The 25,014-nt window shown below is 32.5% G+C and carries 27 protein-coding genes; 19 read left to right on the top strand and 8 right to left on the bottom strand.

Translation table 11 applies throughout. The features are described 5' to 3' along the window. Positions 1-167 precede the first annotated feature (167 nt). From folE2 to LQ609_RS11880, 4 genes are all read right to left on the bottom strand, one after another. Entirely contained in the window at positions 168-1,046 is an 879-nt protein-coding gene (folE2, locus tag LQ609_RS11895) for a GTP cyclohydrolase FolE2 (protein WP_115337849.1), read from the bottom strand. 18 nt (positions 1,047-1,064) lie between these two features. Then, entirely contained in the window at positions 1,065-1,733 is a 669-nt protein-coding gene (gene bshB2, locus LQ609_RS11890; RefSeq protein ID WP_107509273.1) for a bacillithiol biosynthesis deacetylase BshB2, read from the bottom strand. A 12-nt stretch (positions 1,734-1,745) separates the two neighbouring features. Continuing rightward, positions 1,746-2,105 (bottom strand): YojF family protein, encoded by a 360-nt coding sequence (locus LQ609_RS11885; RefSeq protein WP_078357798.1) that lies wholly within the window; start codon positions 2,103-2,105, stop codon positions 1,746-1,748. A 77-nt stretch (positions 2,106-2,182) separates the two neighbouring features. Continuing rightward, on the bottom strand, positions 2,183-2,989 hold the full coding sequence (locus LQ609_RS11880; RefSeq protein ID WP_078357799.1) for a MurR/RpiR family transcriptional regulator: 807 nt from the start codon (positions 2,987-2,989) through the stop codon (positions 2,183-2,185). Positions 2,990-3,112: 123 nt separating this feature from the next. Here LQ609_RS11880 and ptsG point away from each other — a divergent pair, with 123 nt between their 5' ends. From ptsG to LQ609_RS11860, 4 genes are all read left to right on the top strand, one after another. After that, positions 3,113-4,648, top strand: coding sequence for a glucose-specific PTS transporter subunit IIBC (ptsG, locus tag LQ609_RS11875; RefSeq protein ID WP_078357800.1), 1,536 nt, complete (start codon positions 3,113-3,115; stop codon positions 4,646-4,648). 14 nt (positions 4,649-4,662) lie between these two features. Beyond that, complete coding sequence (locus LQ609_RS11870) at positions 4,663-5,331, top strand: N-acetylmannosamine-6-phosphate 2-epimerase (protein WP_078357801.1); 669 nt, start codon at positions 4,663-4,665, stop codon at positions 5,329-5,331. Between the two features lie 3 nt (positions 5,332-5,334). Beyond that, positions 5,335-6,075, top strand: a complete 741-nt coding sequence (nagB, locus tag LQ609_RS11865) for a glucosamine-6-phosphate deaminase (RefSeq protein ID WP_107509275.1) — start codon at positions 5,335-5,337, stop codon at positions 6,073-6,075. Between the two features lie 103 nt (positions 6,076-6,178). Then, complete coding sequence (locus LQ609_RS11860; RefSeq protein WP_237687752.1) at positions 6,179-6,514, top strand: hypothetical protein; 336 nt, start codon at positions 6,179-6,181, stop codon at positions 6,512-6,514. Between the two features lie 52 nt (positions 6,515-6,566). Here the strand turns inward: LQ609_RS11860 and thiD are convergent, their stop codons facing one another. Next, a complete protein-coding gene (gene thiD / locus LQ609_RS11855) occupies positions 6,567-7,397 on the bottom strand; it encodes a bifunctional hydroxymethylpyrimidine kinase/phosphomethylpyrimidine kinase (RefSeq protein WP_078357804.1) in 831 nt (276 codons plus the stop codon). A 105-nt stretch (positions 7,398-7,502) separates the two neighbouring features. Between thiD and LQ609_RS11850 the strand changes: the two genes are divergently transcribed. Genes LQ609_RS11850 through LQ609_RS11835 form a run of 4 tightly spaced genes read left to right on the top strand, consistent with a single transcriptional unit; the run spans position 7,503 to position 10,419 of the window. Beyond that, the gene (locus LQ609_RS11850) at positions 7,503-8,171 is read left to right on the top strand and encodes a uracil-DNA glycosylase (protein WP_274534939.1); all 669 of its coding nucleotides are present in this window, start codon (positions 7,503-7,505) and stop codon (positions 8,169-8,171) included. After that, complete coding sequence (locus tag LQ609_RS11845) at positions 8,168-8,506, top strand: DUF5327 family protein (protein ID WP_078357806.1); 339 nt, start codon at positions 8,168-8,170, stop codon at positions 8,504-8,506. Before LQ609_RS11850 ends, LQ609_RS11845 begins: the two co-directional genes overlap by 4 nt. A gap of 21 nt (positions 8,507-8,527) precedes the next feature. After that, on the top strand, positions 8,528-8,890 hold the full coding sequence (locus LQ609_RS11840) for a DUF423 domain-containing protein (RefSeq protein ID WP_107509277.1): 363 nt from the start codon (positions 8,528-8,530) through the stop codon (positions 8,888-8,890). A 50-nt stretch (positions 8,891-8,940) separates the two neighbouring features. Then, on the top strand, positions 8,941-10,419 hold the full coding sequence (locus LQ609_RS11835) for an APC family permease (RefSeq protein ID WP_239734797.1): 1,479 nt from the start codon (positions 8,941-8,943) through the stop codon (positions 10,417-10,419). A 20-nt stretch (positions 10,420-10,439) separates the two neighbouring features. On the opposite strand, the gene LQ609_RS11830 is transcribed toward LQ609_RS11835, so the two are convergent. After that, a complete protein-coding gene (locus tag LQ609_RS11830) occupies positions 10,440-11,795 on the bottom strand; it encodes an APC family permease (RefSeq protein WP_107509278.1) in 1,356 nt (451 codons plus the stop codon). Between the two features lie 294 nt (positions 11,796-12,089). On the opposite strand from LQ609_RS11830, the gene gltS reads away from it, so the two are divergent. Beyond that, positions 12,090-13,298 carry a sodium/glutamate symporter gene (gene gltS, locus LQ609_RS11825; protein ID WP_078357810.1) on the top strand — a complete coding sequence of 403 codons (1,209 nt, stop codon included), beginning with the start codon at positions 12,090-12,092 and terminating at the stop codon, positions 13,296-13,298. A gap of 297 nt (positions 13,299-13,595) precedes the next feature. On the opposite strand, the gene hemQ is transcribed toward gltS, so the two are convergent. Further along, a complete protein-coding gene (hemQ, locus tag LQ609_RS11820; RefSeq protein ID WP_078357811.1) occupies positions 13,596-14,348 on the bottom strand; it encodes a hydrogen peroxide-dependent heme synthase in 753 nt (250 codons plus the stop codon). A 196-nt stretch (positions 14,349-14,544) separates the two neighbouring features. On the opposite strand from hemQ, the gene LQ609_RS11815 reads away from it, so the two are divergent. From LQ609_RS11815 to LQ609_RS11805, 3 genes are read left to right on the top strand one after another with little or no spacing between them, the layout of a single operon-like run. Next, on the top strand, positions 14,545-15,267 hold the full coding sequence (locus LQ609_RS11815; RefSeq protein WP_115337843.1) for an ATP-binding cassette domain-containing protein: 723 nt from the start codon (positions 14,545-14,547) through the stop codon (positions 15,265-15,267). Next, complete coding sequence (gene emtB / locus LQ609_RS11810; protein ID WP_078357813.1) at positions 15,264-15,935, top strand: metal ABC transporter permease EmtB; 672 nt, start codon at positions 15,264-15,266, stop codon at positions 15,933-15,935. The genes LQ609_RS11815 and emtB overlap by 4 nt, the downstream gene beginning before the upstream one ends. 7 nt (positions 15,936-15,942) lie before the next feature. Next, positions 15,943-16,749 (top strand): MetQ/NlpA family ABC transporter substrate-binding protein, encoded by an 807-nt coding sequence (locus tag LQ609_RS11805; RefSeq protein ID WP_078357814.1) that lies wholly within the window; start codon positions 15,943-15,945, stop codon positions 16,747-16,749. 82 nt (positions 16,750-16,831) lie between these two features. Here the strand turns inward: LQ609_RS11805 and LQ609_RS11800 are convergent, their stop codons facing one another. After that, a complete protein-coding gene (locus LQ609_RS11800) occupies positions 16,832-17,716 on the bottom strand; it encodes a LysR family transcriptional regulator (protein ID WP_239734796.1) in 885 nt (294 codons plus the stop codon). 131 nt (positions 17,717-17,847) lie between these two features. On the opposite strand from LQ609_RS11800, the gene LQ609_RS11795 reads away from it, so the two are divergent. The 7 genes from LQ609_RS11795 to LQ609_RS11765 all read left to right on the top strand — a co-directional run bounded on the left by LQ609_RS11795 (position 17,848) and on the right by LQ609_RS11765 (position 24,713). Further along, positions 17,848-18,888 carry a ketopantoate reductase family protein gene (locus LQ609_RS11795; protein WP_119634153.1) on the top strand — a complete coding sequence of 347 codons (1,041 nt, stop codon included), beginning with the start codon at positions 17,848-17,850 and terminating at the stop codon, positions 18,886-18,888. Further along, positions 18,885-19,628 (top strand): acetoacetate decarboxylase, encoded by a 744-nt coding sequence (locus LQ609_RS11790; RefSeq protein ID WP_078357817.1) that lies wholly within the window; start codon positions 18,885-18,887, stop codon positions 19,626-19,628. Before LQ609_RS11795 ends, LQ609_RS11790 begins: the two co-directional genes overlap by 4 nt. A gap of 226 nt (positions 19,629-19,854) precedes the next feature. Then, entirely contained in the window at positions 19,855-21,606 is a 1,752-nt protein-coding gene (locus LQ609_RS11785; protein ID WP_420870898.1) for a purple acid phosphatase family protein, read from the top strand. Positions 21,607-21,703: 97 nt separating this feature from the next. After that, entirely contained in the window at positions 21,704-22,369 is a 666-nt protein-coding gene (locus tag LQ609_RS11780; protein ID WP_078357819.1) for a hypothetical protein, read from the top strand. A gap of 110 nt (positions 22,370-22,479) precedes the next feature. Continuing rightward, the gene (pta, locus tag LQ609_RS11775; protein ID WP_078357820.1) at positions 22,480-23,466 is read left to right on the top strand and encodes a phosphate acetyltransferase; all 987 of its coding nucleotides are present in this window, start codon (positions 22,480-22,482) and stop codon (positions 23,464-23,466) included. A gap of 2 nt (positions 23,467-23,468) precedes the next feature. Then, entirely contained in the window at positions 23,469-24,308 is an 840-nt protein-coding gene (locus tag LQ609_RS11770; protein WP_107509405.1) for a lipoate--protein ligase family protein, read from the top strand. Positions 24,309-24,386: 78 nt separating this feature from the next. Continuing rightward, on the top strand, positions 24,387-24,713 hold the full coding sequence (locus LQ609_RS11765; RefSeq protein ID WP_078357822.1) for a YuzB family protein: 327 nt from the start codon (positions 24,387-24,389) through the stop codon (positions 24,711-24,713). Positions 24,714-25,014 lie beyond the last annotated feature (301 nt).

Here is a 25,014-nt window from a genome sequence, read left to right as displayed (position 1 = left end):
ACCGATAAATAAAATTACCGGTCCAGAAATGAGAAATACGGACCGATAAATAAAATTACCGTTCCAGAAATGAGAAATACGGACCGATAAAATCAATTATCGACCCGAAAACGCGAAACACATAAAAATACAGACCGGCTCATGGAGGCGGTCTGTTCATATTTAGATTACTTTGTATATTTTAGTCTTGCGAATGCATCGTGTTGGTGTATGGATTCTTCGTTACGACATTCTATTTCGAATCCTTGTATCCAGTCAAGATCTACTAAATCAGCAGCTACTAATCTAATTAAGTCTTCTACAAATCTTGGATTCTCATATGCTCTTTCTGTAACGGCTTTTTCGTCTGTACGTTTCAATATTGGATACAACATTGAACTTGCGTTAGCCTCCATACCGTCTAATACGATGTCTTTGTAGTTATCAGGTAGGTCTATTTCGGGATCTAAGTCAATGAGTACTGTAATGATGCCACGTTGGTTATGTGCTGAATATTCACTGATTTCTTTAGAACATGGGCATAACGTTGTAACAGGTACTTCGATGCCTAAAGATTTTTTAGTCACTTTATCATCTGAAACAGAAAGTATATATCTAATGTCTGCATGTCCGACTGCTTTTTGGTTAGTCACAGGACTAAAACGGTTAAAGAACCATTTAGCTGTAACATCTAATGATGCAGTGTTTTGGAGCATGACAGATTGAAGTGTATTCAATAATGTTGTTAAATGGTCAAATTCTAATTTCACGCCGTTATCATAATGCTTTTCAACACTTTCTATAATACGGCTCATATTGATGCCTTTTTCATCTTGATTTAAACTAGTTGAAAATTCAAAGTTTCCAACTGTTTGAAAATCATCTATTCTGACAGGGTAAATTAAGTTTTTGATACCAACATGTTCAATTTCGAATAGGAAATCTTTTTTAGAGCTTTGCAAATCTGGCATCTTTTCTTTTTCGGTAGGTTTATTTCCTTTTATAGGATCAACTGAACCGAAATATTTCCATCTCGCTTCACGTGTTGATAAATCTAATTGTGTCATACACATTGCCTCCACTATCTATTCAATATGATATGTCCAGAAATGTTCTGTCTTCAACCACATATCTTTAGCCGCTTCACTTTCTTGTGTATTTGAAGCGAGATTTTGTAACATTGGACCGGTTTGAGACGCATGAGCTTGAAGGACCTTCATCTTGCGTTCTTCATAACCAGTAATATCTATATTTATATCTGGTTCTCCTAAATCGCTGTATGTGTCATTACTAAACGCTACTAAATGTAGTTTAGGTCTAGATGATTCATCCATGCGACTAACTGTTCTTACTACTGATTCTGCTGTTGCTTCATGATCTGGATGAACAGAATAACCAGGATAGAATGAAATAATAAGTGATGGATTAAGTTCATCTATTAATGATTTTACCATACTATCTATTTCATCTTTAGGTTCAAATTCAATTGTTTTATCTCTATATCCCATTTTTCTTAAATCTGTTATACCAATTGCTTCAGCAGCTGCATCCAATTCACGTTCTCTAATATGTGGTAAAGATTCACGTGTAGCAAAAGGTGGGTTACCAAGATTACGCCCCATCTGACCTAAAGTTAAACATGCATACGTTACAGGGATACCATCATCTACAAATTTACTAAGTGTGCCAGATGTACCGAATGCTTCGTCGTCAGGATGTGGAAAAATAACTAATACTTGTCTTTCATCATTCATTGTATTCACCTCTTAATCCTTGAAAGGATTGCTACTTATTTCTAATGTCGCAGCAAGTTGTCCTTCATAATTTAGTCCTGCTAATAATAGTTCTTTATCTTCAGTTACCTCAAAGTGTGTTAAACCTTGTACATAGACCCAACCATTGTTGTCTAATTTTAATCCAACACGATAAGGCTCTTTATTCCCACCAGTTAAATGTGCATGGGTAAATGTGACTTGGATATTTCTTAAAAATGTACCAGCATTAAATACTTTGTTGTCGAAATGGTTAGCATAAGCTCCATTTGTCGTTTCTACATGGAGATATACTGGCTTATTTTCATATTCTGATATTAGTGTTTGTACTTGATCTACTTGAATTAATTCCATGCCTTTCACTCCTCATAGTATATACTTTACTATTCTACTAAATTCTTGAGTAAATTTATATACAATCTGCTCACAACCTATGATTTATTATCTTTTAATATTACATCTCTAGTGTGTTGATATTGATTCATATTATTTTGGTATTCTAACAACATATAACTCACTACATCAATTAGAAAATGAGCTGAAATTTGTGTATTAATAAATTGTTTGTCGTTCACTCTTGTTTGATCAATTGTCATGATCACAATGTCAGAGTTTGCGGTAAGTTCACTTCCAGCATAATTGGTTATAGCGATAACTGTAGCATTTTGTGATTTGGCGATTTTTGCAGCATTTATGAGTTCATCCGTCTTCCCACTATTTGAAAATGCTATAAGTACATCCTTCTCAGATAATAATGATGCGCCAATTTTCATTTGATGCGCATCTGTTACGGCACTACCATTTATGCCCATTCTCATTGTTCTATAGTAAAACTCAGTTGCAGTTAATCCAGAACTTCCTAAACCTGCAAAAAGTGTTTGTTCACTATTAGATAAAGTACTAATAAGTTGATTGATTTTCTCATTAGATATAAATTCACCTGTTTGTTGAATAATTGTTTGATGATATTCATGAATTCTTTTAATAAGTGGAACATTTTGAATATCTGTTTTTTCATAAGTTTGTTGAATGTTAAATTTCATATCTTGAAAGTGTTGATAATTCAATTTATGACTGAACCTTGTAATACTTGAAGTAGAAACATCGATAGCGTATGCCAATGAAGTAATAGTTGAAAAATGGTCTCCTACAGGATGATCTAATATGTATCTAGCAATTTTTTCGTCAGCTTTTGTGAAAAGGTATGAAAATTGCTGAATACGATTTTCAAAATTCATAATTTACACCTCTATTTAATTAGTAATTATGAGTATATATGAAAATATTTTTCAAAACAAATAATAGTATTGACTATAATTTTCATGATGTTATATTTAGGATAAATAGGAGGTGCGTATTTTATGAGTAAAATTTTTGATAAAGCGCAACAATTCGGGAAATCATTTATGTTACCAATCGCCATTCTACCAGCAGCAGGTTTGCTATTAGGTATTGGTGGTGCATTAAGCAATCCAAATACAATTAAAGCATATCCAATTTTGGATATAGATTTTTTGCAATATATATTTATCTTAATGTCTTCAGCGGGTAATATCGTTTTTGCTAACTTGCCAGTGCTATTTGCAATCGGGGTGGCTATAGGTTTGGCGAAAAGTGATAAAGGAACAGCAGGATTAGCAGCAATGTTAGGTTTCTTAATCATGAATGCTACAATGAACGCATTATTAACCATTACTGATGATGTCGCAGCACAAGAAGAATTAGCTAAAGCTGGACAAGGCATGGTCTTAGGGATTCAAACTGTTGAAACAGGTGTGTTTGGCGGGATCATTGTAGGTATTATGACAGCAATGCTACACAATAAGTACAATAAAATTTCATTACCACCATTTTTAGGGTTCTTTGGTGGATCTAGATTTATACCAATTGTAACTTCAGTGGCTTCTATAGGATTAGGCGTTATCCTATTCTTTATTTGGCCAACGATTCAAGGTTGGATATTCAATGCAGGTGGACTTGTTAATAAAACAGGTGTAATTGGTACATTTATTTATGGATTTGTATTACGTATGCTTGGACCATTTGGTTTACATCACATATTCTATTTACCATTCTGGCAAACTGCTTTAGGTGGAACTATGGAAATCAATGGCAAAATTGTACAAGGTACACAAAACATCTTCTTTGCACAATTAGGAGATGCAAATGTAACGCAATATTATTCAGGTATTTCTAGATATATGTCAGGTCGATTTATTACGATGATGTTTGGACTATTAGGTGCAGCTTTAGCAATTTATCATACAGCTAAACCGGAAAAGAAAAAAGTAGTCGGTGGTTTAATGCTGTCAGCAGCATTGACATCATTTTTAACGGGTATAACAGAACCATTAGAATTTAGTTTCTTATTTATAGCTCCAGTGTTATATGTTATTCATGCCATATTTGATGGATTAGCATTTATGATGGCAGATATATTTAATATTACAATTGGACAAACATTTAGCGGTGGCTTTATTGATTACATTCTATTTGGTGTGTTACAAGGAAACAGCAAGACTAACTTCTTACTTGTTATTCCAATAGGTATAGTTTGGTTCTTATTGTATTATGTAACATTTAGATTCTTAATTACGAAGTTTAACTTTAAGACGCCTGGCCGTGAAGATGAAGATTCAGTCAAATCTGTTGATGTGAGTGATCGCGCAAAGACAATCATCGAAGGCTTAGGTGGCAAAGACAATATAGATACAGTTGATTGTTGTGCAACACGTCTTAGAGTAACAATCAATGATGAAAAACTTTTCAATGAAGATGTTATTAAGACAACTGAATCGAGAGGTGTTGTACAAAAAGGAACAGGTGTTCAAATCATTTACGGTCCACATGTTACAACAATAAAAAATGAAGTAGAAGAAGCATTAGAAAATAAATAAGGAGTGCTTAATAAATGTTACCACAAGGATTAATTGTTTCATGTCAAGCTTTACCAGAGGAGCCTTTGCATTCATCATTTATAATGAGTAAGATGGCATTAGCAGCATATCAAGCAGGTGCAAAAGGAATTCGAGCAAATACGAAAGAAGATATCATTGCAATAAAAGAAGAAATCAGTTTACCAGTAATAGGTATTGTAAAGCGTGATTATGAAGGTTCTAAAGTCTTTATTACAGCTACATCTAAAGAAGTCGATGAGTTAATTGAAAGTGGTTGTGAAGTGATCGCTTTAGATGCAACGAAACAAGAAAGACCTAAAGAATCACTTGAGGAACTTGTTTCATATATTAGAGAGCATGCACCAAATGTTGAGATTATGGCAGATGTATCTGATTTAGAAGAAGCGGTTAATGCTGATAAACTAGGGTTTGATTACGTTGGAACAACATTAAGAGGATACACAGAATATACTAAAGGGCATGTTTTATACGAAAATGATTTTCAATTTTTAAAAGACGTGTTAAGCAATGTTAATGCAAAAGTAATAGCAGAGGGAAATGTTATTACACCAGAAATGTTTAAACGTGTTACGGATTTAGGCGTGCATTGTACAGTAGTTGGAGGAGCCATCACAAGACCTTTAGAAATAGCAAAACGATTTATTAAAGAAATAGAGGGATAAATAATGAAAATTATTAACTTAGGTTCTAAAGAGGAAGCGTGTCATTACGTAGCAAATGAGTTGTTAAAACAAATTATTTCAAATAAAAAGAGTGTGCTAGGTTTAGCTACAGGCGGAACGATGGTTCGAGTATATGAGCAACTTGTTAATTTAATTAGAATTAATGAAATTGATTTAAGTGAAATTACGACATTTAACTTAGATGAGTATATTGGAATAGATTATGACCATCCGGAAAGTTATTACACATATATGCATGACGTGTTGTTCAATCACTTACCAACTTGGAACGAAGAGAAAATACATTTGCCAAACGGGTCAGCTGAAAATCTTCAAGAAGAAATAAAACGTTACGAAGATTTATTAGATAAAGAAGGACCGGTAGATGTACAAATATTAGGAATTGGTGAAAATGGGCATATCGGTTTTAATGAACCAGGGACATCATTTGATAGTTTAACAAGTATCGTAGGATTAACACAGTCTACAATAGAAGCAAACAGCAGATACTTTGAAACAAAAGAAGAAGTGCCTGAACAAGCAATATCAATGGGAATTCACTCTATATTGAAAGCAAAACGTATTATTTTATTAGCATATGGACCTAAAAAAGCTGATGCAATTCGTAAATTATTAACTGGTGAAATCACAACTGATTTACCAGCATCAGCTTTATACAATCATCCAAATGTGGAAGTAATATTAGATAATAACGCATATTTAAGTGAACAAGAAGAAATTTAGAACATTGCATTGTTTTTAAATTCACTTGAATGATTATTAGCTTTAAAGTACAATTACTACTGAGATTAGCCTCAAGAAATGGCGGGTGGAAGTAGTGGAAACAATGCGTATTTCATTTAATGATGAAGCGGTATTGGATTATTGCAATATAATGGGGTACCAATATTTTGAAGAAGTACCTGTTCAATATTTGTTAAGTATTCTTCGGGAGTTTAATAGTTTTAAGCCTTTTATGGGGAGTAAGACGAAACTCAGACAAATTAAAAGTGAGTTCGAACAAACAGAACGTATTATGACATTAGAAAATTACAACGCAGAATTAGAATGTCTTAAAGAAAATAAAGATGGAGATAATGCATTTTACCAATATCAAATGACATTATTTAAGAATCGCAAAGTTGTAGCTAAAGTTACAGCAGAATTTAGCATAATGTACTAGTAAATATAAAAAAACTGCCTACAAAGTCGGAAACCTTTGTAGGCAGTTTTTATTATACTTCTTCAGTATATACTTCGATTTTTTCAATTCGATTTGAAGCACCGTGATCTACTGGTCCTACAAAATCATTCATTTTCCAGCCATTTTTAATTGCAGATGCTACAAATGCTTTTGCATGTTTAACCGCTTCTTCTGGTGTTTCACCATTTGCTAAATTAGCTGTTGTTGCTGCGGCGAATGTACATCCTGCACCGTGATTATAACTAGATTGGAATTTGTCTGTTGAAAGCAGAACGTGCTTTTGACCATTGTAGTATAAGTCATAGGCTTTATCTGATTCTAAAGCTTTTCCACCTTTAATGACGATATATTGTGCACCAAGTTCGTGGATTTTTTCTGCTGCTTTTTTCATATCATCAATTGTTGTAAGTTTACCTAAGCCTGAAAGTTGACCAGCTTCAAATAAGTTTGGTGTTACGACAGTAGCTTTTGGTAATAGTTCTTTAATCATTGCTTCAGTATTTCCTGGGTTAAGTACTTCATCGTCACCTTTACATACCATTACAGGGTCAACTACAAAAATTTCAGATCCTGATTCATCATATGCTTGACGTGCACGTTTAATGACTTCTTCTGAACCGAGCATACCCGTTTTAATTGCATCAGGGCCAATTGAAATAGCAGTGTTTAACTGTTTATCTAATAAATCAAGAGGTAATGGCGTTACATCATGTGCCCATGTTTTTGGGTCCATAGTAACGACTGCTGCTAATGCTACCATTCCGTATGTGTCGTGTTCTTGGAATGTTTTTAAATCAGCTTGCATTCCAGCTCCAGCACTTGTGTCAGATCCTGCTATTGTTAAGACTTTTTTTAATGCCATTGATGATTCCTCCCAATATTTCATATGTTACATCATATCATGTTTTTTAATTGTAAAAAATAGTTATGACCTTTTCATTAGTGCTATGTTATCATTTTGATTGAGGTGAATAATATGGATTGGCAAGAAATATTTCACAATATAAAAAAAGAGCATGACTTTAGCGAAATGGAGTCGTTTCTTGAAGAAGAATATCAAAACAAAACAATCTATCCAGATAGGGAAAATATTTATCAAGCGTTTGATTTAACCCCTTTAGATAGAGTGAAAGTGGTTATACTTGGTCAAGATCCATATCATGGACCTAATCAAGCACATGGTTTAGCTTTTTCAGTTCAACCTGATGCAAAGTTTCCACCTTCATTAAGAAATATATATAAAGAATTAGAGGAAGATATAGGGTGTAAACGCGAAACACCACACTTGCAAGATTGGGCAAATGAAGGCGTGCTATTGTTAAACACTGTATTAACTGTAGAAGCACATAAAGCACATTCTCATAAAGATATTGGTTGGGAAATATTCACGGATGAAATCATTAAAAGTGTTTCTCGTGAACTAGATGATGTTGTGTTTGTCTTGTGGGGAAAACCAGCGCAATCTAAAATTAAGCTGATTGATACAGAACGTCACCATATTATACAATCTGTTCATCCAAGTCCGTTATCAGCTTATAGAGGATTCTTTGGCTCGAAACCATTTAGTAAAACAAACGAATATCTGACTTCAAATGGAAAAGATCCTATAAAATGGTGTGGAGGTGACAATTTATGATTAGTAGAGATCAATTAATTGCTGCCATTGAAGAAGAACTAGTTGGAGCTGATAATGCCTCAACAAATGAAGTTTTTAATCGTCATATGCATGCAATTCATACTTTAAGTGGATTAGTTGATAAAAAAGAGGGTATTAATCACGATATAAAAGTGGAACAAAACTTCTCTTCGACTCCAAAAAATCCAATTAAAAAATCACAATCAAAAGTCTCTAATGAAGAAATTAGAAAGATGGGTGGAAAAGTACTTGATCAACCATCTGCTAATAAAACTGAAAATCAATTAACAACAGATGATGGTGTAGGTAATGGAAATTCAATTTTTGATTTTTAATAATAGAAAGGAAGATAAAAAATGAAATTATTTATAATTATAGGTGCGATTAATGCAATGATCGCAGTAGCAGCTGGAGCATTTGGTGCACATGGTTTAGAAAACAAATTATCAGCTAAATACTTAGATATATGGGAAAAAGCTACAACATACCAAATGTACCATGCATTAGGATTGATATTACTTGGTATTATTTCGGGAGCAACATCAACTAGTTTAAATTTAGCAGGTTGGTTGATGACATTCGGAATTGTATTCTTTAGTGGGTCATTATATATTTTAGCTGTAACACAAATTAAAATATTAGGTGCTATTACGCCAATTGGTGGCGTACTGTTCATTGCAAGTTGGATTTTACTCGTAATTGCTGTTTGGAAATCTTAAGAAGTAGTTAATTACGTTTCACGAAACATATATATAAAGGTGGAACATTTATGGCAAGAAAAAAGAAAGATTTATCAAGAGGAAATTTAGATAAAAATTTATCTGAAAAATTTGTTTGGGCTATAGCTTACGGTTCAAGTATCGGATGGGGAGCGTTTATACTTCCTGGTGATTGGATTAGTCAAGCAGGTCCATTAGGTGCATCAATCGGTATCTTTATTGGTGCTTTACTCATGATCGTTATTGCAGTTAGTTATGGTGCACTCGTTGAGAAGTTTCCGGTTTCCGGTGGTGCATTTGCTTTTGGATATTTAGGATTCGGTAAATATGTATCATTCTTCTCATCATGGTTTCTAACATTTGGTTATATATGTATCGTTGCATTAAACGCTTCAGCATTTAGTTTGCTCTTTAAATTTGTTATGCCAGGATTTTTAGAACAAGGTAAATTATATACAGTCGCAGGTTGGGACGTGTACATAACTGAAATTATACTATCCTCACTTATTTTATTAATTTTTGCTTGGATTAGTATAAAAGGATCAAGTTTTTCAGGTAGTTTACAATATGTATTCTGCGTTATATTAGCTGTTGTAGTGATATTATTATTTGCAGGATCATTTTTCACTCAAGATTTTTCATTCTCTAATTTGAAACCAGTCGTTAATAACGACGTTGGTTGGTTATCGTCTATCGTAGTAATTTTGGCAGTTGCTCCGTGGGCATATGTAGGATTTGACAATATTCCACAAACAGCAGAAGAATTTAATTTTTCACCGAGTAAGACATTTAAGTTAATCGTATTCAGTTTATTAGCTTCAGCATTAACTTATGTCATGATGATATTGTTAACAAGTTGGTTATTTAAAGATGCAACAGCAGTAGGCGGAGACTTATGGGTAACAGGGTCAGTTGTCCAAGAAGCATTCTCGTTTGTTGGATTGGCAGTGTTAATTGTTGCGATCATGATGGGGATATTTACAGGTTTAAACGGATTCTTTATGAGTTCTAGTAGATTATTATTCTCCATGGGTAGAGCATCCGTTATGCCAAGCATCTTCAAAAAATTACATCCAAAATATAATACACCATATATCAGTATTATATTTATATTAGTGCTTGCGTTAGTAGCACCTTGGTTAGGAAGAACAGCTTTAACATGGATTGTAGATATGTCTTCAACAGGTGTATCAATCGCATACTTTATAACATGTTTATCAGCATTTAAACTATTCTCTTATGATAAAAGAAGTATGATGTATCATCCGAAATATAAAACATTTGCTATCATCGGAGCAATGATTGCAGGTATATTCTTATGTTTATTACTAATTCCAGGATCACCAGCAAGTTTATCACTACCATCATATATTGCACTATTTGTATGGTTCGTACTTGGAATTATATTCTTTATGATAAGATATCCATCACTTAAAAAAATGACAAACGATGAATTGAATTATCTCGTATTAGATAAAACAAAAGAAGAAATGATAGAACTAGAAGCAAAAACAGAAATTAAAGATTAAACAAAAAAACAGACTAAATATTAGTCTGTTTTTTGTTTGTTTTTCAAATACATATAAACGGGTATTCCTATTGCTAATATAATCAATGAATATAATGATCCCATAAAGTCAGAGATTAAAGTATTAATAATAATAAATGCTCCACCGAAAAGTGCTAACAATGGTATGAATGGATAGAGTGGTACTGAATATTCTCTTTTAATATCTTTGTTACGCTTTCTGAGAATAAACAACCCGACGAAGGCCATCATATAGAAAATATAAATAATAAATATTGTTACTTCTGATAAATAGTCTGCGTTTACGACATCTGGGAATAATAATGTTAATACGATTAATACCATTGAGATTCCGAACACAGTAATTAATGCGCCAAGTGGTGATTTTAATTTAGGACTAATGTATCCTACGTACTTATGCATTGGCAATAATCCGTCTTCAGCCATAGCAAATGGAATACGTGGGAATGTGATGATTTTACCGTTTAGACAACCGAATATTGAAATGATTACACCGATATTTACAATTTTAGAACCTATATCACCGAATAGTGCTTTTGCTGCTTCTGCACTTGCCGTATTACCTAATCCTACTAATTCTGCAGCAGGTATTACATGGAATACAGCGATATTAATGAGTACATAAGCGAGTGTCACGATTGATAGTCCGATTAACATAGCTAGTGGCAAATTTCTTTGTGGCTTTTTCATTTCTCCAGTCATGTTCGTTAACATAATCCATCCATCATAAGCGAATAAAGTTGCTAGGACAGCACGACCAAAGTTTATTTCGCCATCTGTTTTAATTAATGATGTTACATCTTGCCCAAAAATTCCTTCATTGCCCCAAAGTAATCCAAATATGATAATTGCAAATACTGGAATAAGCTTTGCGATTGTTGTGACATTTTGCATTAATCCGCCAAATTTTGTACCTAAAATATTAACGGCTGTTAAAAATATTAACGCGAATAATCCAAACCAAACACTCATATCATTACTGATATTAAAGAAATTTGTCACGAGAATACCAAAAAATAGTACAAGTGATACGATGATTGCAGGACCATAGATAATTGTTTGAACCCAACCTGTTAAGAATCCCCAAAAGGGTCCGTAAATATCACGTATATAGGCATATAATCCGCCTGTTTTTGGGATTTGAGCGCCAATCTCTGCTATTGTTAAGCCTGCTGCTAACGTCAAGAGTCCTCCGACTACCCAAGCAAGAATGGCCATATTACTTGTGCCTGCATGTGTTAAAACGACTGCTGGTTTGACGAATACACCTGATCCGATAATCGTACCAACGACAATTGTAATAGCAGTCATTAGTCCGATTGATTTCTGTAATGATTGTTCTTGATTTTGTTTCATAGCTACTCCTTATATGTATAATTTAAATGAAATTTTTCTCTGTATATAAATTAATATACACGATAAAGCGGATTTGTATATTGGAAATTTCAAAATTTAGTGAATTTTTATAAAGAACTTTAAAGGCGAGGTTAATAGCTAAATAATTAATTTAAATAAATATTTTATTGTAAAAAATGCATGGTAGATTTTTTATTGACTGATATGTATAATGTTCTTCATGGCTTGAAAACGATTTCTTGAAAAATATAAAGAACAACTGTATGAAACATGTTGTTTAAGGAGGAATGTGAAATGTTAGAGCTCAATGCTATTACAACATTGGCGCTAGCATGTGTCCTACTTTTATTAGGAGAGGCAGTAGTAAATAAAGTTTCTATTTTGAGGCGTTTATGTATTCCAGCTCCAGTAATTGGTGGATTATTATTTGCAATTTTAGTGGCGATATTACAATCAACAAATATTATAACGATTAAATTGGATTCTGAATTTATCCAAAACTTCTTTATGCTTGCATTCTTTACAACTATTGGTTTAGGTGCATCATTAAAATTATTAAAACTTGGCGGTAAAGTGCTAATTCTGTACTTTATTTTTTGTGGAGTATTAGCATTTTGTCAGAATGTTATAGGTGTTTCACTAGCAAAAGTATTAAACATTCCACCATTATTAGGACTAACAGCTGGTTCTATGTCAATGGAAGGTGGACATGGTAATGCAGCAGCATACGGTCAAACATTAGAATCATTAGGCGTTGATTCTGCAGTTACAGCAGCACTTGCAGCAGCTACACTAGGTTTAGTAGCTGGTGGATTAATCGGTGGACCAGTCGTTAGATTCTTAATTAAAAAGTTCGACTTGAAACCAGAAGATGCTAAAGATACTGGATTAGATTATAGTGAAGTGGAATACAATCAAAATTTACATAGTAGAATGAACCCAACTACAGTGTTTATCGTTCAATTTACAATTATTGCAGTATGTATGGCTATAGGTACATATATCGGTGAAGGGTTTACTAGTTTAACTGGTATCAATATTCCTGTTTATGTAGGCGCAATGTTTGTAGCAGTAATTATTAGAAATATTTCTGATTATGGTAATTTAAACATTATCGATATGAAAATTACGAATCATGTAAGTGATGTTTCATTAAGTTTATTCTTATCAATTGCTTTAATGAGTATTGAATTAACAGAAATTTATCAACTCGCATTACCATTAACAGTTATTGTTCTAGCTCAAATTGTGTTTATCGTATTATTCTCAGTGTTTGTAGTATTCAAAGGACTTGGGAAAAACTATGATGCAGCAGTTATGATCGGTGGATTTATAGGTCATGGACTTGGAGCAACTCCAAATGCGATGGCGAACTTAGATGTTATTACGAAAAAATTCGGAGCATCACCAAAAGCATATCTAGTAGTACCAGTAGTAGGAGCATTCTTAATAGATTTACTAGGCGTTCCAATTGTTACTCTATTTATAAACATATTTAGTTAAATAAAATAAGAAGAGGATTTCCAACTATCAGTGTCGGAAATCCTCTTTTCTATTTTGGGAATAATTATAGATAAAATACGGACCGATAAAATAAATTACCGGTCCAGAAATGAGAAATACAGGCCGATAAAAAAATTTAGCGACCTGAAAATGCGAAATACAGGCCGATAAATAAAATTAGCGACCCGAAAATGGGAAATACATGCCGATAAATAAAATTAGCGACCCGTAAACGACACATCACTCTAATAAAAATAAAAAACGGGTAGATTCCCACGAGTCTACCCGGTTTGAATTTTAGTTTAGTTGAAAGAATGTATCTAATTCATCAATATTTAAAATGTTACCTACATAGAATGCACCGAAGTCACCATATCTAGCTGATACTTCGTCGAAACGCATTTCATAGATTAATTTTTTGAATTGTAACATATCATCACTGAATAATGTTACGCCCCATTCGTAGTCGTCTAGACCTACTGAACCAGTGATAAATTGTTTTACTTTACCTGCATAGCTACGTCCAATTAAACCGTGTGAACGCATTAAGCTACGTCTATGATCCATATCTAACATATACCAGTTGTCTTCACCGTCACGTCTTTTATCCATTGGATAGAAACATACATATTCAGAACGTGGTACTTCTGGATATAATCTTGCTTTTACATGTGGATTTTCGTATGGATCTTCGTCTGAATCACCAGCAAGATAGTTTGAAAGTTCTACTATTGATACATAAGAATAAGTTGGGATTAAGAAATCACTTATATCTAATTTATTAAATTCATTTTCTAAAGCGTTTAATTGTTTAACATCTGGACGTAAGAACCATAACATTAAGTCTGCTTTTTGGCCTGTGATGTTATAGAAAGCATGAGAGCCTTCTTTATTATTATGAACTGTTTCTAAACCTTCAAGGAAAGTTTTGAATTCATTGATCATTGTACTTCTATCATCTTCTGGTACAGTTTTAAGGCTAGTCCAATCTATCGCATAGAATAAATGCAAGCTGTACCAACCATCTAATGTTTTTGCTGCTTCGTTCATTTTACTTTCGCTCCTTTTAGAAAATAATATCTTCTTTATAAGTCTATCATACTAGAAACAGATTAAATGACTCAACTTTTTACATTGTTGTGAAAGAGAAATAGTGACGTTGAAAATTTATTGATATTGATTATCGATTTTATTTATTAGATAATGATAATAGATTGTTGAAAATTTATTTAATAGGAGCATAAATTTGTATAAATTAGAAAATGTATCTAAGAAATATAATGATAAGTTTGCTGTTAAAAACTTTTCTTTAACAGTAGAGCCAGGTTCTATAACAGGGATTGTAGGTAAAAGTGGATCCGGGAAATCGACTTTATTGAAAATGCTTAATTTTATAGAGCAACCAACTGAAGGTGAAATTATTTTTGAGGATAAAGAAATTAATCATGTTTCTAAAAAAATAATTAGAAAATATAAAGAGAAAATAGGAATGGTTTTTCAAAACTATAATTTATTGAATAACTTGAATGTTTATCAAAATATTGCATTACCTTTGAAGATTATCAATAAAGAAGATAAACACAAAGTGAATGAACTGATTGAATTTGTAGGATTAGAAGATAAAATAAATAGCTATCCTGCTCAATTATCTGGAGGAGAGAAGCAACGTGTTGCATTAGCACGGTCTTTAGTCAGAAATCCAGATATTTTATTATGTGATGAAGCTACAAGTAGTTTGGATGAACACAACACTGAAATTATCATAAAAATGTTAAAGAATATTAACAAAGAATTTAATATAACAATCATTTTTGTCACACATGAATTGAATGTTGTAAAACAATTATGTGAGCAAGTTTGTGTGATGGAGGATGGTCAATTGTTAGATATTATTGAAAATAGAACTAAAAGTGTTGAACAGGACACAGGTTCTTATTTAGAAAACGTGAAGCGGAGTATTGAAGAATGACGTTTTTAGAAAAAATTAATTATTATATGCCAGAACTTATCCAATCGTTGCAAGAAACTTGTATCATGCTAGGGTATTCAATGATCATCACTTTATTAATAGGATTGCCTCTAGGGATAGCTTTGTTTTTATCAAATCCAAGCATTAAAGAATTAAATAGAAACTATTATTGGGCTTTTAATTTTTTGATTACATTTATTCGCTCATTCCCGTATTTATTATTTGTTATCAGTTTAATTCCATTAACTAGACTTATTTTAGGAAGTGCTTTTGGTCCTTATCCTTCCATCATTCCTTTAAGTATTGTTGGAATTGCGATCTTTTCAAGATTAGTTGAACAAGTATTACTAGATATACCTGGCGAAATAAAGACGCTAGCAGAATCATTAGGAGCAACAAAGTTTAAATATATATGGAATTTCATTTTAGTAGAATCAAGAAGCGGTATTATTTTGGCTTACACAACGACAGCAGTGAGTATGGTCTCATATTCAACAGTTATGGGGATTGTAGGCGGAGGTGGAATAGGAGATTTTGCTATTCGATACGGCTATCAAAGTTATGAAAATGAAATTATGTACTTTTCAATTATTATCATTATTATCAGTGTATTTATCATTCAAATGTTAGGGAATAATATTTCTCGAAAATTAGACAAAAGGAAGTAGTGTAGATATGAAAAAAAGTTTATTTATTATGATATTGATGTTTAGTGTTATGATTGCCGGTTGTGGTGCAAATAAGAAAGATAGTGAAGATAAAGTTATTAAAGTAGCTTCACAAGCACCTCCAATGACAGATGTAGTGAAAGAAGCAGCTAAAGAAGCTAAAAAAGATGGTTGGGAAATCAAACTTGTACAAGTAAATGATAACGTTGCATATAATGACATGGTAACGAGTAAAGAAGCGGATGCAAGTTTTGCTCAGCATAAACCTTTTATGGAAAAATACAATAAAGAAAGAAAAGCTAATTTAGTAGCGATACAACCCATTTATGATGCAAAAGTTGGGTTTTATTCTAAGAAATATAAAGATACAAAATCTATACCAAATGGAACAAAAGTTGCTATTCCAAATGATATCTCAAATGAAGGTAGAGCTTTAGCAATTCTTGAAGAACAAGGACTTATTAAATTAAAAGATGGCGTTGGCGTAAACGGAACGACTAAAGATATTGTAGATAATCCTAAAGATTTTAAATGGTTAAAAGTAGACTTGCTCAATTTAGCAGAAACGTATAGCGAATCAGATGTATCACTCGTTTATAATTATCCAACATATATATCAAAAATTGGATTAAAACCAGCTGATGCATTATTCCTAGAAAAAAATATTGATACTCGTTTTTCTATACAATTAGTTGCAAGAGAAGACAATAAAGATTCCGAAAAAATTAAAGCATTACATAAAGCAATGAAGAGTGATGCAGTGAAAAAATATTTAAAAGAGAAACATAAAGATACTTTAATACCTTCATTCTAGATATATTCAGAATAAAACCACGAGGCTCGGACAATTAATTTGTCCCGAGCCTCGTGGTTTTTAAACTTATTTGCTAGCAGTTTTAAATTCTATAATTCATCTCATATTTTTGATAATAGTCTAAGATAAAGTTATACATAGTTTTACTTTTATTTTTTAATTGGTTATCTTTCTTTTTAGATATAAAGATACGTTTAGAAATTAGTAAATTTTGGTCTGTTGCATAAGGTATTTCAAAATTTCGACATACTGCTACAGGTAAATAAGTGAAATGTTTTCTGTTTTGAATAAAAATATTAAATAAAGCATCATCAACATAATTGAAATTATGATATTTAATACCTTTTTCATAAAGTTTGTTTTTAATAAATTGATTGTATTCTTTGTAATTAGAAATAAAGAGAAAATGTTTAAAATTATTTGCTTCATAAATATAATCTTTTGGTTCATAAGCATCATACTCTGGTGGCGTTACTAATACAATATCTTCTCTGTAGAGGAAGTCACACTGTATATTTGAGTGTTCAATTTTAAAAAATGAAATTGCAAAATCGGCCTCTTCAGACATTAATTTATTAATAATTGTATGATTATCTAACGTTTCGACATTAAATATTTCATCAGGATGATCTTTAGTAAAAGATAAAATAGGATCTGAAGTAAAACGATTACTTGATGTAATAATGTTAATGGTCTTTTCTTCATCAATTTTATTTTTTAACATACGCTCTTTTGCATAATCGATTTCTCCAAAAATTTTATTAACAGAACTTAAAAATATTTCGCCATTTTTCGTTAATTCTATTTGTCGTAATTTTCGTTCAAACAACTTAATATCTAATTCAACTTCTAAATTTTTAATCATTTTACTTAAAGCAGGTTGGCTAATGTATAGAAAATTAGCAGCCTTAGTGAAACTCATAAAATCTGCCACTGTTTTAAAGTATTTTAGCTGTAATAAATCCATTGTATACCTCCTCATATATATATAACTAATTGGTTATGTGTACATACCTATATATGTATTTTTAATTATTCTAACATAAGCGTAACATTGTAAGTGAAATATACATTGGATATAAGCAAAGGAGAATATATATGAATATTGCAATATATGGAGCAGGTTCGTTAGGTACGATAATGGGAGCTTATTTATCACAATCTGCAGAAAATGTGGATTTAATTGATGTAAACGAAGAACATATTAATAAATTGAATGAAAATGGTGCAACTATAAAAGGGAGTATTGAATTTCATAGTAAAGTAAATGCAATTACTCCGGACAAAATAAATAAAAAATATGATTTAGTATTGTTATTAACTAAACAAATTTATAATAATGATGTATTACCTATTATAAAAAATATTTTAAATACAGATGGGATACTGCTATCTTTACAAAATGGTGTGCCTGAACATTTTATCAGTGAAACTATTCCGAAAGAGCAAATTATAGCTGGATCTGTAGAATTTGGTGCAACATATGCTGAACCTGGTGTATCAAATCTGACTACTACTTATGACACATTCAAAGAATACGCATTACAAATTGGTGAATTAAATGGTGTTGTTACAGAGAGAATCAAGAATATTAAAGAAGTTTTAGAACATATAGGTGGTGTATTTGTTTCATCAAACTTGATCGGAACAAAGTGGTCTAAGTTGTTAATTAATAGTTCTTTTAGTGGTTTGTCTGCAGCATGTGGATGTACGTATGGCGATATAATGGATGATGAAGTTGGTATTCAATCAGCATTATATATTATCAGTGAAGGCATTCAAGTAGCTGAAAAACAAGGTATAGAATTTGAAATCATGTCTGGCGTTGATTTTACTCAATTTAAAATAATTGATAACATTGAAAAACAAACTAAAAAGTTGAAAATGATAATGGAATCAAACCGTAAATTGGAAGCAAGTATGTTACAAGACTTACAAAAAGGTAGAAAAACAGAAATTCACTATATTAACGGTTTAGTTGCACAAGAAGGAGATAACATCGATATACCTACACCATATAATGATAAAATTGTAGAAATCGTATCAGAAGCGGAAAATAAAAAGACAGTTCCGCAATTTAGTGAAAGTATTGCAGAATTCGCTAAAATAATTGAGCAGAAAAAGGAGCTTTTAATATGAGAAAAGAAGAAGTTAAAAATATCTCAGCTACACCATTGAATGCACCGGTATTTCCTGCAACTGACATGTATTTTAAAGATAGAGAATTTTTGAATATCGTTTATGAAACAGATATGGAAATGCTCAAAGAAATTGTTCCAGAACCACTTACAGTTACGAGTAATTTAATAAAGTTTGAAGTCATTAATATGCCTGACAGTACAGGATTAGGTTCTTATATGGAAGCTGGACACGTTATTCCAGTAGAATATAATGGTGAAGCAGGCGAATTCTATCTTTCTATGTATGTAAATAACCAAGCAGCAATCGCATCAGGTAGAGAAGTTGCCGCTTTTCCTAAAAAAGCAGGTACGCCTAATTTATATGTAGACAACGACGTACTAGTTGGCACTTTGGACTACAACTCATTAAGAGTAGCTCAAGCTACTATGGGATATAAATATTATCGTATGGATGATGAAGAAGCTAAGTCAATCATAACAACACCACAATTTATGTTGAAACAGATGAGACACTACGATGGATCACTTTTAATGAGTGAATTAACACGCAGCCAAATAACGGATGTAAAAGTGAAAGAAGCATATAGAGGTCCTGCAAGATTACAACTTTTTGAACATGTAATGGCACCTTTAGCTGACTTTCCAGTAAAAAAAGTAGTAGATGCCCAGCACATCATTGTAGATATGAGATTAGGACAACCGAGTCAAATGTATAATTACTTAAATGATAATAATTAAAATAGAGTATATTAGGGAGGCTGGGACATGTATGTCCTAGACTCCTCTTTATGTATTATTTAAAATTTCATTAATAAAACATTTATAATATCTTTACAAAGGGTTAACCTACAGTTGATACACTTCCTAATGTAATGCATTTTAAATCACAAGGGTTAATTAGGAGGAAGTGTACATGTATAATCAGTCAGTAACAAAACGATTCTTAAGTGGAACTGCTTGTTTGATGTTATTATTAGGCGTTTCTGCAAATGAAACGGTAGAAGCGAGTGGGTCTGGAAATCCGGGAGTTAATACATCTGAAACAACAGCTAACACAAGTGATTCTGAAATTAAAGTGACATCCCAAAAGCCTCAGGTAGCACCAGTTCCTAAGAAAAACCAACCTAACCGTATCATTACTAATTTTAACGGTGATACTAAATCAGAAATGGCATTTAATTGGTATACTACAGATCAGTTTAAAGATGCAAAAGTATGGGTTTCTGAAACTGGTAATTTTGATGATGCACGTTCTTTTGATGCTAAATCTAAAAAAGTAAATTCGAAATATGTTGAACGAGATAAGAATGGAAACTTTATCTTTGCAGATCTAGAAAAAGATGATGAAGGTGAACCTGTTAAAGATAAGAATGGTAAAGAAAAAGTTAAAGGTTATTACACTGATAAAAATGCCAAAGGACCTGAATGGACACGTGGTGATAAACACGGGAAATCAGAATTAACGACAGTACCAGAATATAGCTATAAAGCTGAAGCAAATAATTTAAAACCAAATACTACATATTATTATCGCGTAGGTAGTGCAAATGGTCCTCAAAGTGAAGTAGGTCAATTTAAAACATCTGGAAACAAAGATGATCACTTCCAATTCGTTCAATATACAGATACACAAAATGCATACTGGAATGAACATGTAAGAAATGAAGCTCAGTTTGGTGCTGATACTCTAAGCAATGCCATTAAAACAGCTGGCAATCCAAACTTTGCACTTCATACAGGAGACTTTGTTGAGACTGCTCAAATTGAAGATGAGTGGCGTGATTTATATGATCAATCACGCCCATCCTTTATGTCATTACCAATCGCTTCTGCACCTGGTAACCATGATGAATACGCCTTAAGTGAAGAAGATGAGAAACTTTTAACTACTTATAACGATCATGTAAATGTTCCGAAAGAAAATAATGCAGTGAATGGTGGATCGTATTATTCATTTGATTATAACGGTGCGCATATGGTTGTAGCTAATACGAATGATAATAAAAAATCAAAAGATAACCCAGAAGAGAAAGCTATTGGGAAAGAGCAAATGGAATGGATTAAGCAAGATATTAAAGATGCGAAGAAAAATGGTGCTAAATGGGTTATTTTAAACCTTCATAAACCGATGTATTCTAAATCTTATCATGCTTTATCAGATGAAGATGTCGCTAAAATACGTGATGAGCTGACTAAACAAATTGATGATTTAGATGTTGATTTAGTACTTCAAGGTCATGATCATGTACTTTCACGTACAAAACCACTTGAACATACTGGAACAAAAAATAGTTTTGTAAATGCTAAAAAAGAAGATGCTAAACAAATACGTGGTAAAGATAATGTAGCATATTACGATAATCCTAAAGGTTCAGTTTATGTGTTACCTAATACTGGTGGAACTAAAGCGTATGATAGTATTTATGACCGTCCATTAGAACATATTAAAAAGGTAAGACCTGAATTAAAAGACTTAACACAAGAGCAATTAGATCATTACAATAGTCTGTTTGCTTTAGGTGAACAACCTCATAAAACAGATGCATTTAATAATAGTCATGAAAACAACCGCGACTCATCAGACCAGAACTTCTCAGTTTATGACGTATCAGGAGACGAATTGGTTGTTAAAATATATCAACTACATGGAGATATTAGTAAAGGCGAACAGAGACAAGTTAAATTAGTAGATGAATTTGGTATTAAAAAGAACTAAAAATAATTTTTAAAGTTAAATAAACATGTATATTAGACGTCTCCTTCAAGCAATATTATGTGGAGACGTCTATTTGTAAATAGAAGGAGAGATTATCTTGCAACATAAGTTCAAATGCTTAAGTGCTTTTATAATTTTAATTTGCTTAGTAAGTGGATGTAGTAATGACTCAACAACAAAGAAAGAAACACAACAAAAATCAGAAACCAAACAAGCAAAAGCTGAAGAAATACAAGTTTCAGATAAAGAAAAAGATGAATTAAAAGAAAAATTATTAATCTATGCAGATCAGTATGGTAAAGACAAGGGAATGGCAATATCTAATCGCTATTTTAGTAGCAGTGATCACACACAAGGTGATGGATATGCTTTGACAGAAGACGGAGAATTACAAATTACAAATCATAATAAGCCTGGAAAAAAAGCATTCAAAGTACATAATATAGTTGGGATATCAGCATATTATTCTAAAAACAATGTAAAAGGTATCGATAAACAAGCGCAAGATTTAACGAATATCCAAGGTTATAATGAAGTAGCGGATATGAACAAGCCAATTACTAAATATTTATTTGCTGATAACGGAAAAGTATATCAGTATGAATTCACTCAGAACGAAGATGTCACTTTATCTACAGGATTTGCCGATAAAGATTATAATGGTAAAGATCCTAACTTAAAACCAAATGTCGCTTTTACTGAAGTTAAAGATAAAGATATAGTTCAAAAATGGAAAAAGTTGTTGTCAAAATATAAATCATAAATTTGTGTATTTTTATAAAATTAATTCATAGTTCGGATACGTGAAAATTTATGAAAAAATGTTATAATTATGAATGGAAAAATTAAAGCAATCATATATAGGAGGCAATTATGTCTAATTTACTTAATGTCCTAAGCGACAAACTATCAGGTAAGAATGTTCGTATCGTATTACCAGAAGGTGACGATGCTCGTGTATTAACAGCAGCTGTTAAATTACAAGCTACTGATTTGGTTGCACCGATCGTACTTGGTAACGAAGAAGCAATTAAAGAAACAGCAGCGGGTGCTAATTTATCAATCGATGGACTTACAATTATTAACCCTGAAAAAAGCGAATTAAAAGCTGATTTAGTAGAAAAATTTGTTGAACGCCGTAAAGGTAAAGCAACAGTAGAACAAGCTGAAGAATTATTAAACAATGTAAACTACTTCGGAACAATGTTAGTTTATACTAATCAAGCAGATGGACTAGTAAGTGGTGCTGCGCATTCTACAGCGGATACTGTACGTCCAGCATTACAAATCATTAAAACTAAACCAGGCGTTACTAAAACATCAGGTGTATTCTTCATGACTAAAGGTGAAGAACAGTATGTGTTTGGTGATTGCGCAATTAACCCAGAATTAAATGCTCAAGACTTAGCTGAAATTGCAATTGAAAGTGCTAAGACTGCTCAAGCATTCGGTATGTCTCCAAGAGTAGCAATGCTAAGCTTCTCAACTAAAGGTTCAGCGAAATCACCTGATACTGAAAAAGTATCTGAAGCGGTATCGATTGCTCAAGAAAACTTGAAAGAAACAGACTTAAAAGATGTAGTATTAGATGGCGAATTCCAATTTGATGCAGCAATCGTTCCAGAAGTAGCTGCTAAAAAAGCGCCAAATTCTGAAATTCAAGGTGATGCAAATGTATTTATCTTCCCTAGCTTAGAAGCGGGTAACATTGGATACAAAATTGCACAACGTTTAGGTGGATTTGATGCAGTTGGTCCTGTATTACAAGGCTTAAACGCACCTGTTAACGATTTATCACGTGGCTGTTCAGCAGAAGACGTATACAGTCTTTCAATTATTACAGCTGCTCAAACATTATAATCGTGGAAACTTTGAAAGATTATTTTACACAAGAATGGCGATACATTGACCACACTTCAGGACTGCAGCCAATGCAGTCCTTTAGTTTCGATGATACATTTTGTGATCAAGTTGGAAATGATAAAAGTCCAAGTGTAGTAAGAACATGGATACACAACCACGTCGTGATATTAGGCATACACGATTCTAGATTACCTTTTTTAAAAGATGGCATTGAATTTTTAAACAATATTAAAGGATACAGTGCAATCGTTCGAAATTCAGGTGGTTTAGGCGTTGTGTTAGACAAAGGTGTACTAAATATATCTTTGATTTTTAAAGGTAAACATGATGTATCCATTGATACGGGATATGAAGTGATGTTACGTCTCATACGTGAAATGTTTAAAGAAGAAACAAATGCTATTGAAAATAAAGAAATCTCTGCCTCATACTGTCCGGGTAGCTATGACTTAAGTATCAATAACAGAAAGTTTGCTGGTATATCACAACGAAGAGTTAGAGGTGGTATAGCAGTTCAAATATACTTATGTGTAGAAGGATCTGGTGCAGAACGTGCAAACATGATGAAAGAATTCTATCAACATGCATTAAAAAATGAAAAAACAAAATTTATCTATCCAACCATCATTCCTGAAAGTATGGCATCTATAAATGAATTATTAGATAAAGATTATACAACGAATGACATATTGTTCAAATTGTTAGGAAGTCTAAAAACATTAGGTGCAACATTAAATATGAATCCCGTCACAACAGAAGAATGGGAGCTATATGATAAATATTTTGAAAGAATGATTGAACGAAATGATAAAATGGTACGAAATATGGAAAAACAATAAAATGACATTCTCAAACAACTGTTAAGGTGGTATAATAATTTATTGCTAAACTAGAAACCGAGAAAGGTGGGGAAACAAATGCGAAATAAATTTCAAGTCTGCGATGATTGCCAAGCTGTTAATTTACCATCACTACTGAAAAAATTAAAAAAAATAGATCCAGAAGCCGAAGTAGAAGTAGCTTGCCAATCTTATTGTGGACCAGGCAGAAGAAAAACATTCGCATTCGTTAATAACCGCCCATGTGCCGCGTTAACAGAAGAAGAACTCATGGAGAAAATTCAAAAACAACTTCAAAAGAAACGCGATCCAGAAGAAGAAGAAAGATTGCGACTTAGAAATGAAGAACGAAAACGTCGACAAAAAGAAATAGATGAGAAGTTAAATAAGAAGTTGAATAAGTAGAATAGAAATTTATGAAGTGAAGTTTGGATTAAATCGGGTCAAAACGCACGAAGACTATTGAGATATCGTGCGATTCGGACAAAATCAGGCTAAAACGCACGAAGACTGTGAAGATATCGTGCGATTCGGACTAAATCAGGCTAAAACGCACGAAGACTTTCGAGATATCGTGCGATTCAGACAAAATCAGGTCAAAACGCACGAAGACTTGAATATGTCCATATAATTGTGTAATAAAATAAGAGCCATATATAGCTCACTTTAGTACAATGTAATCGACGAAGAAAAAATTGTAGAGGTG

It is taken from the genome of Mammaliicoccus sp. G-M28, from assembly GCF_022386595.1.
Lineage (GTDB): Bacteria > Bacillota > Bacilli > Staphylococcales > Staphylococcaceae > Mammaliicoccus > Mammaliicoccus fleurettii.
The sequence above is the reverse complement of the archived record's forward strand: the minus strand, read 5'-3'. Positions and strand labels throughout refer to the sequence as shown.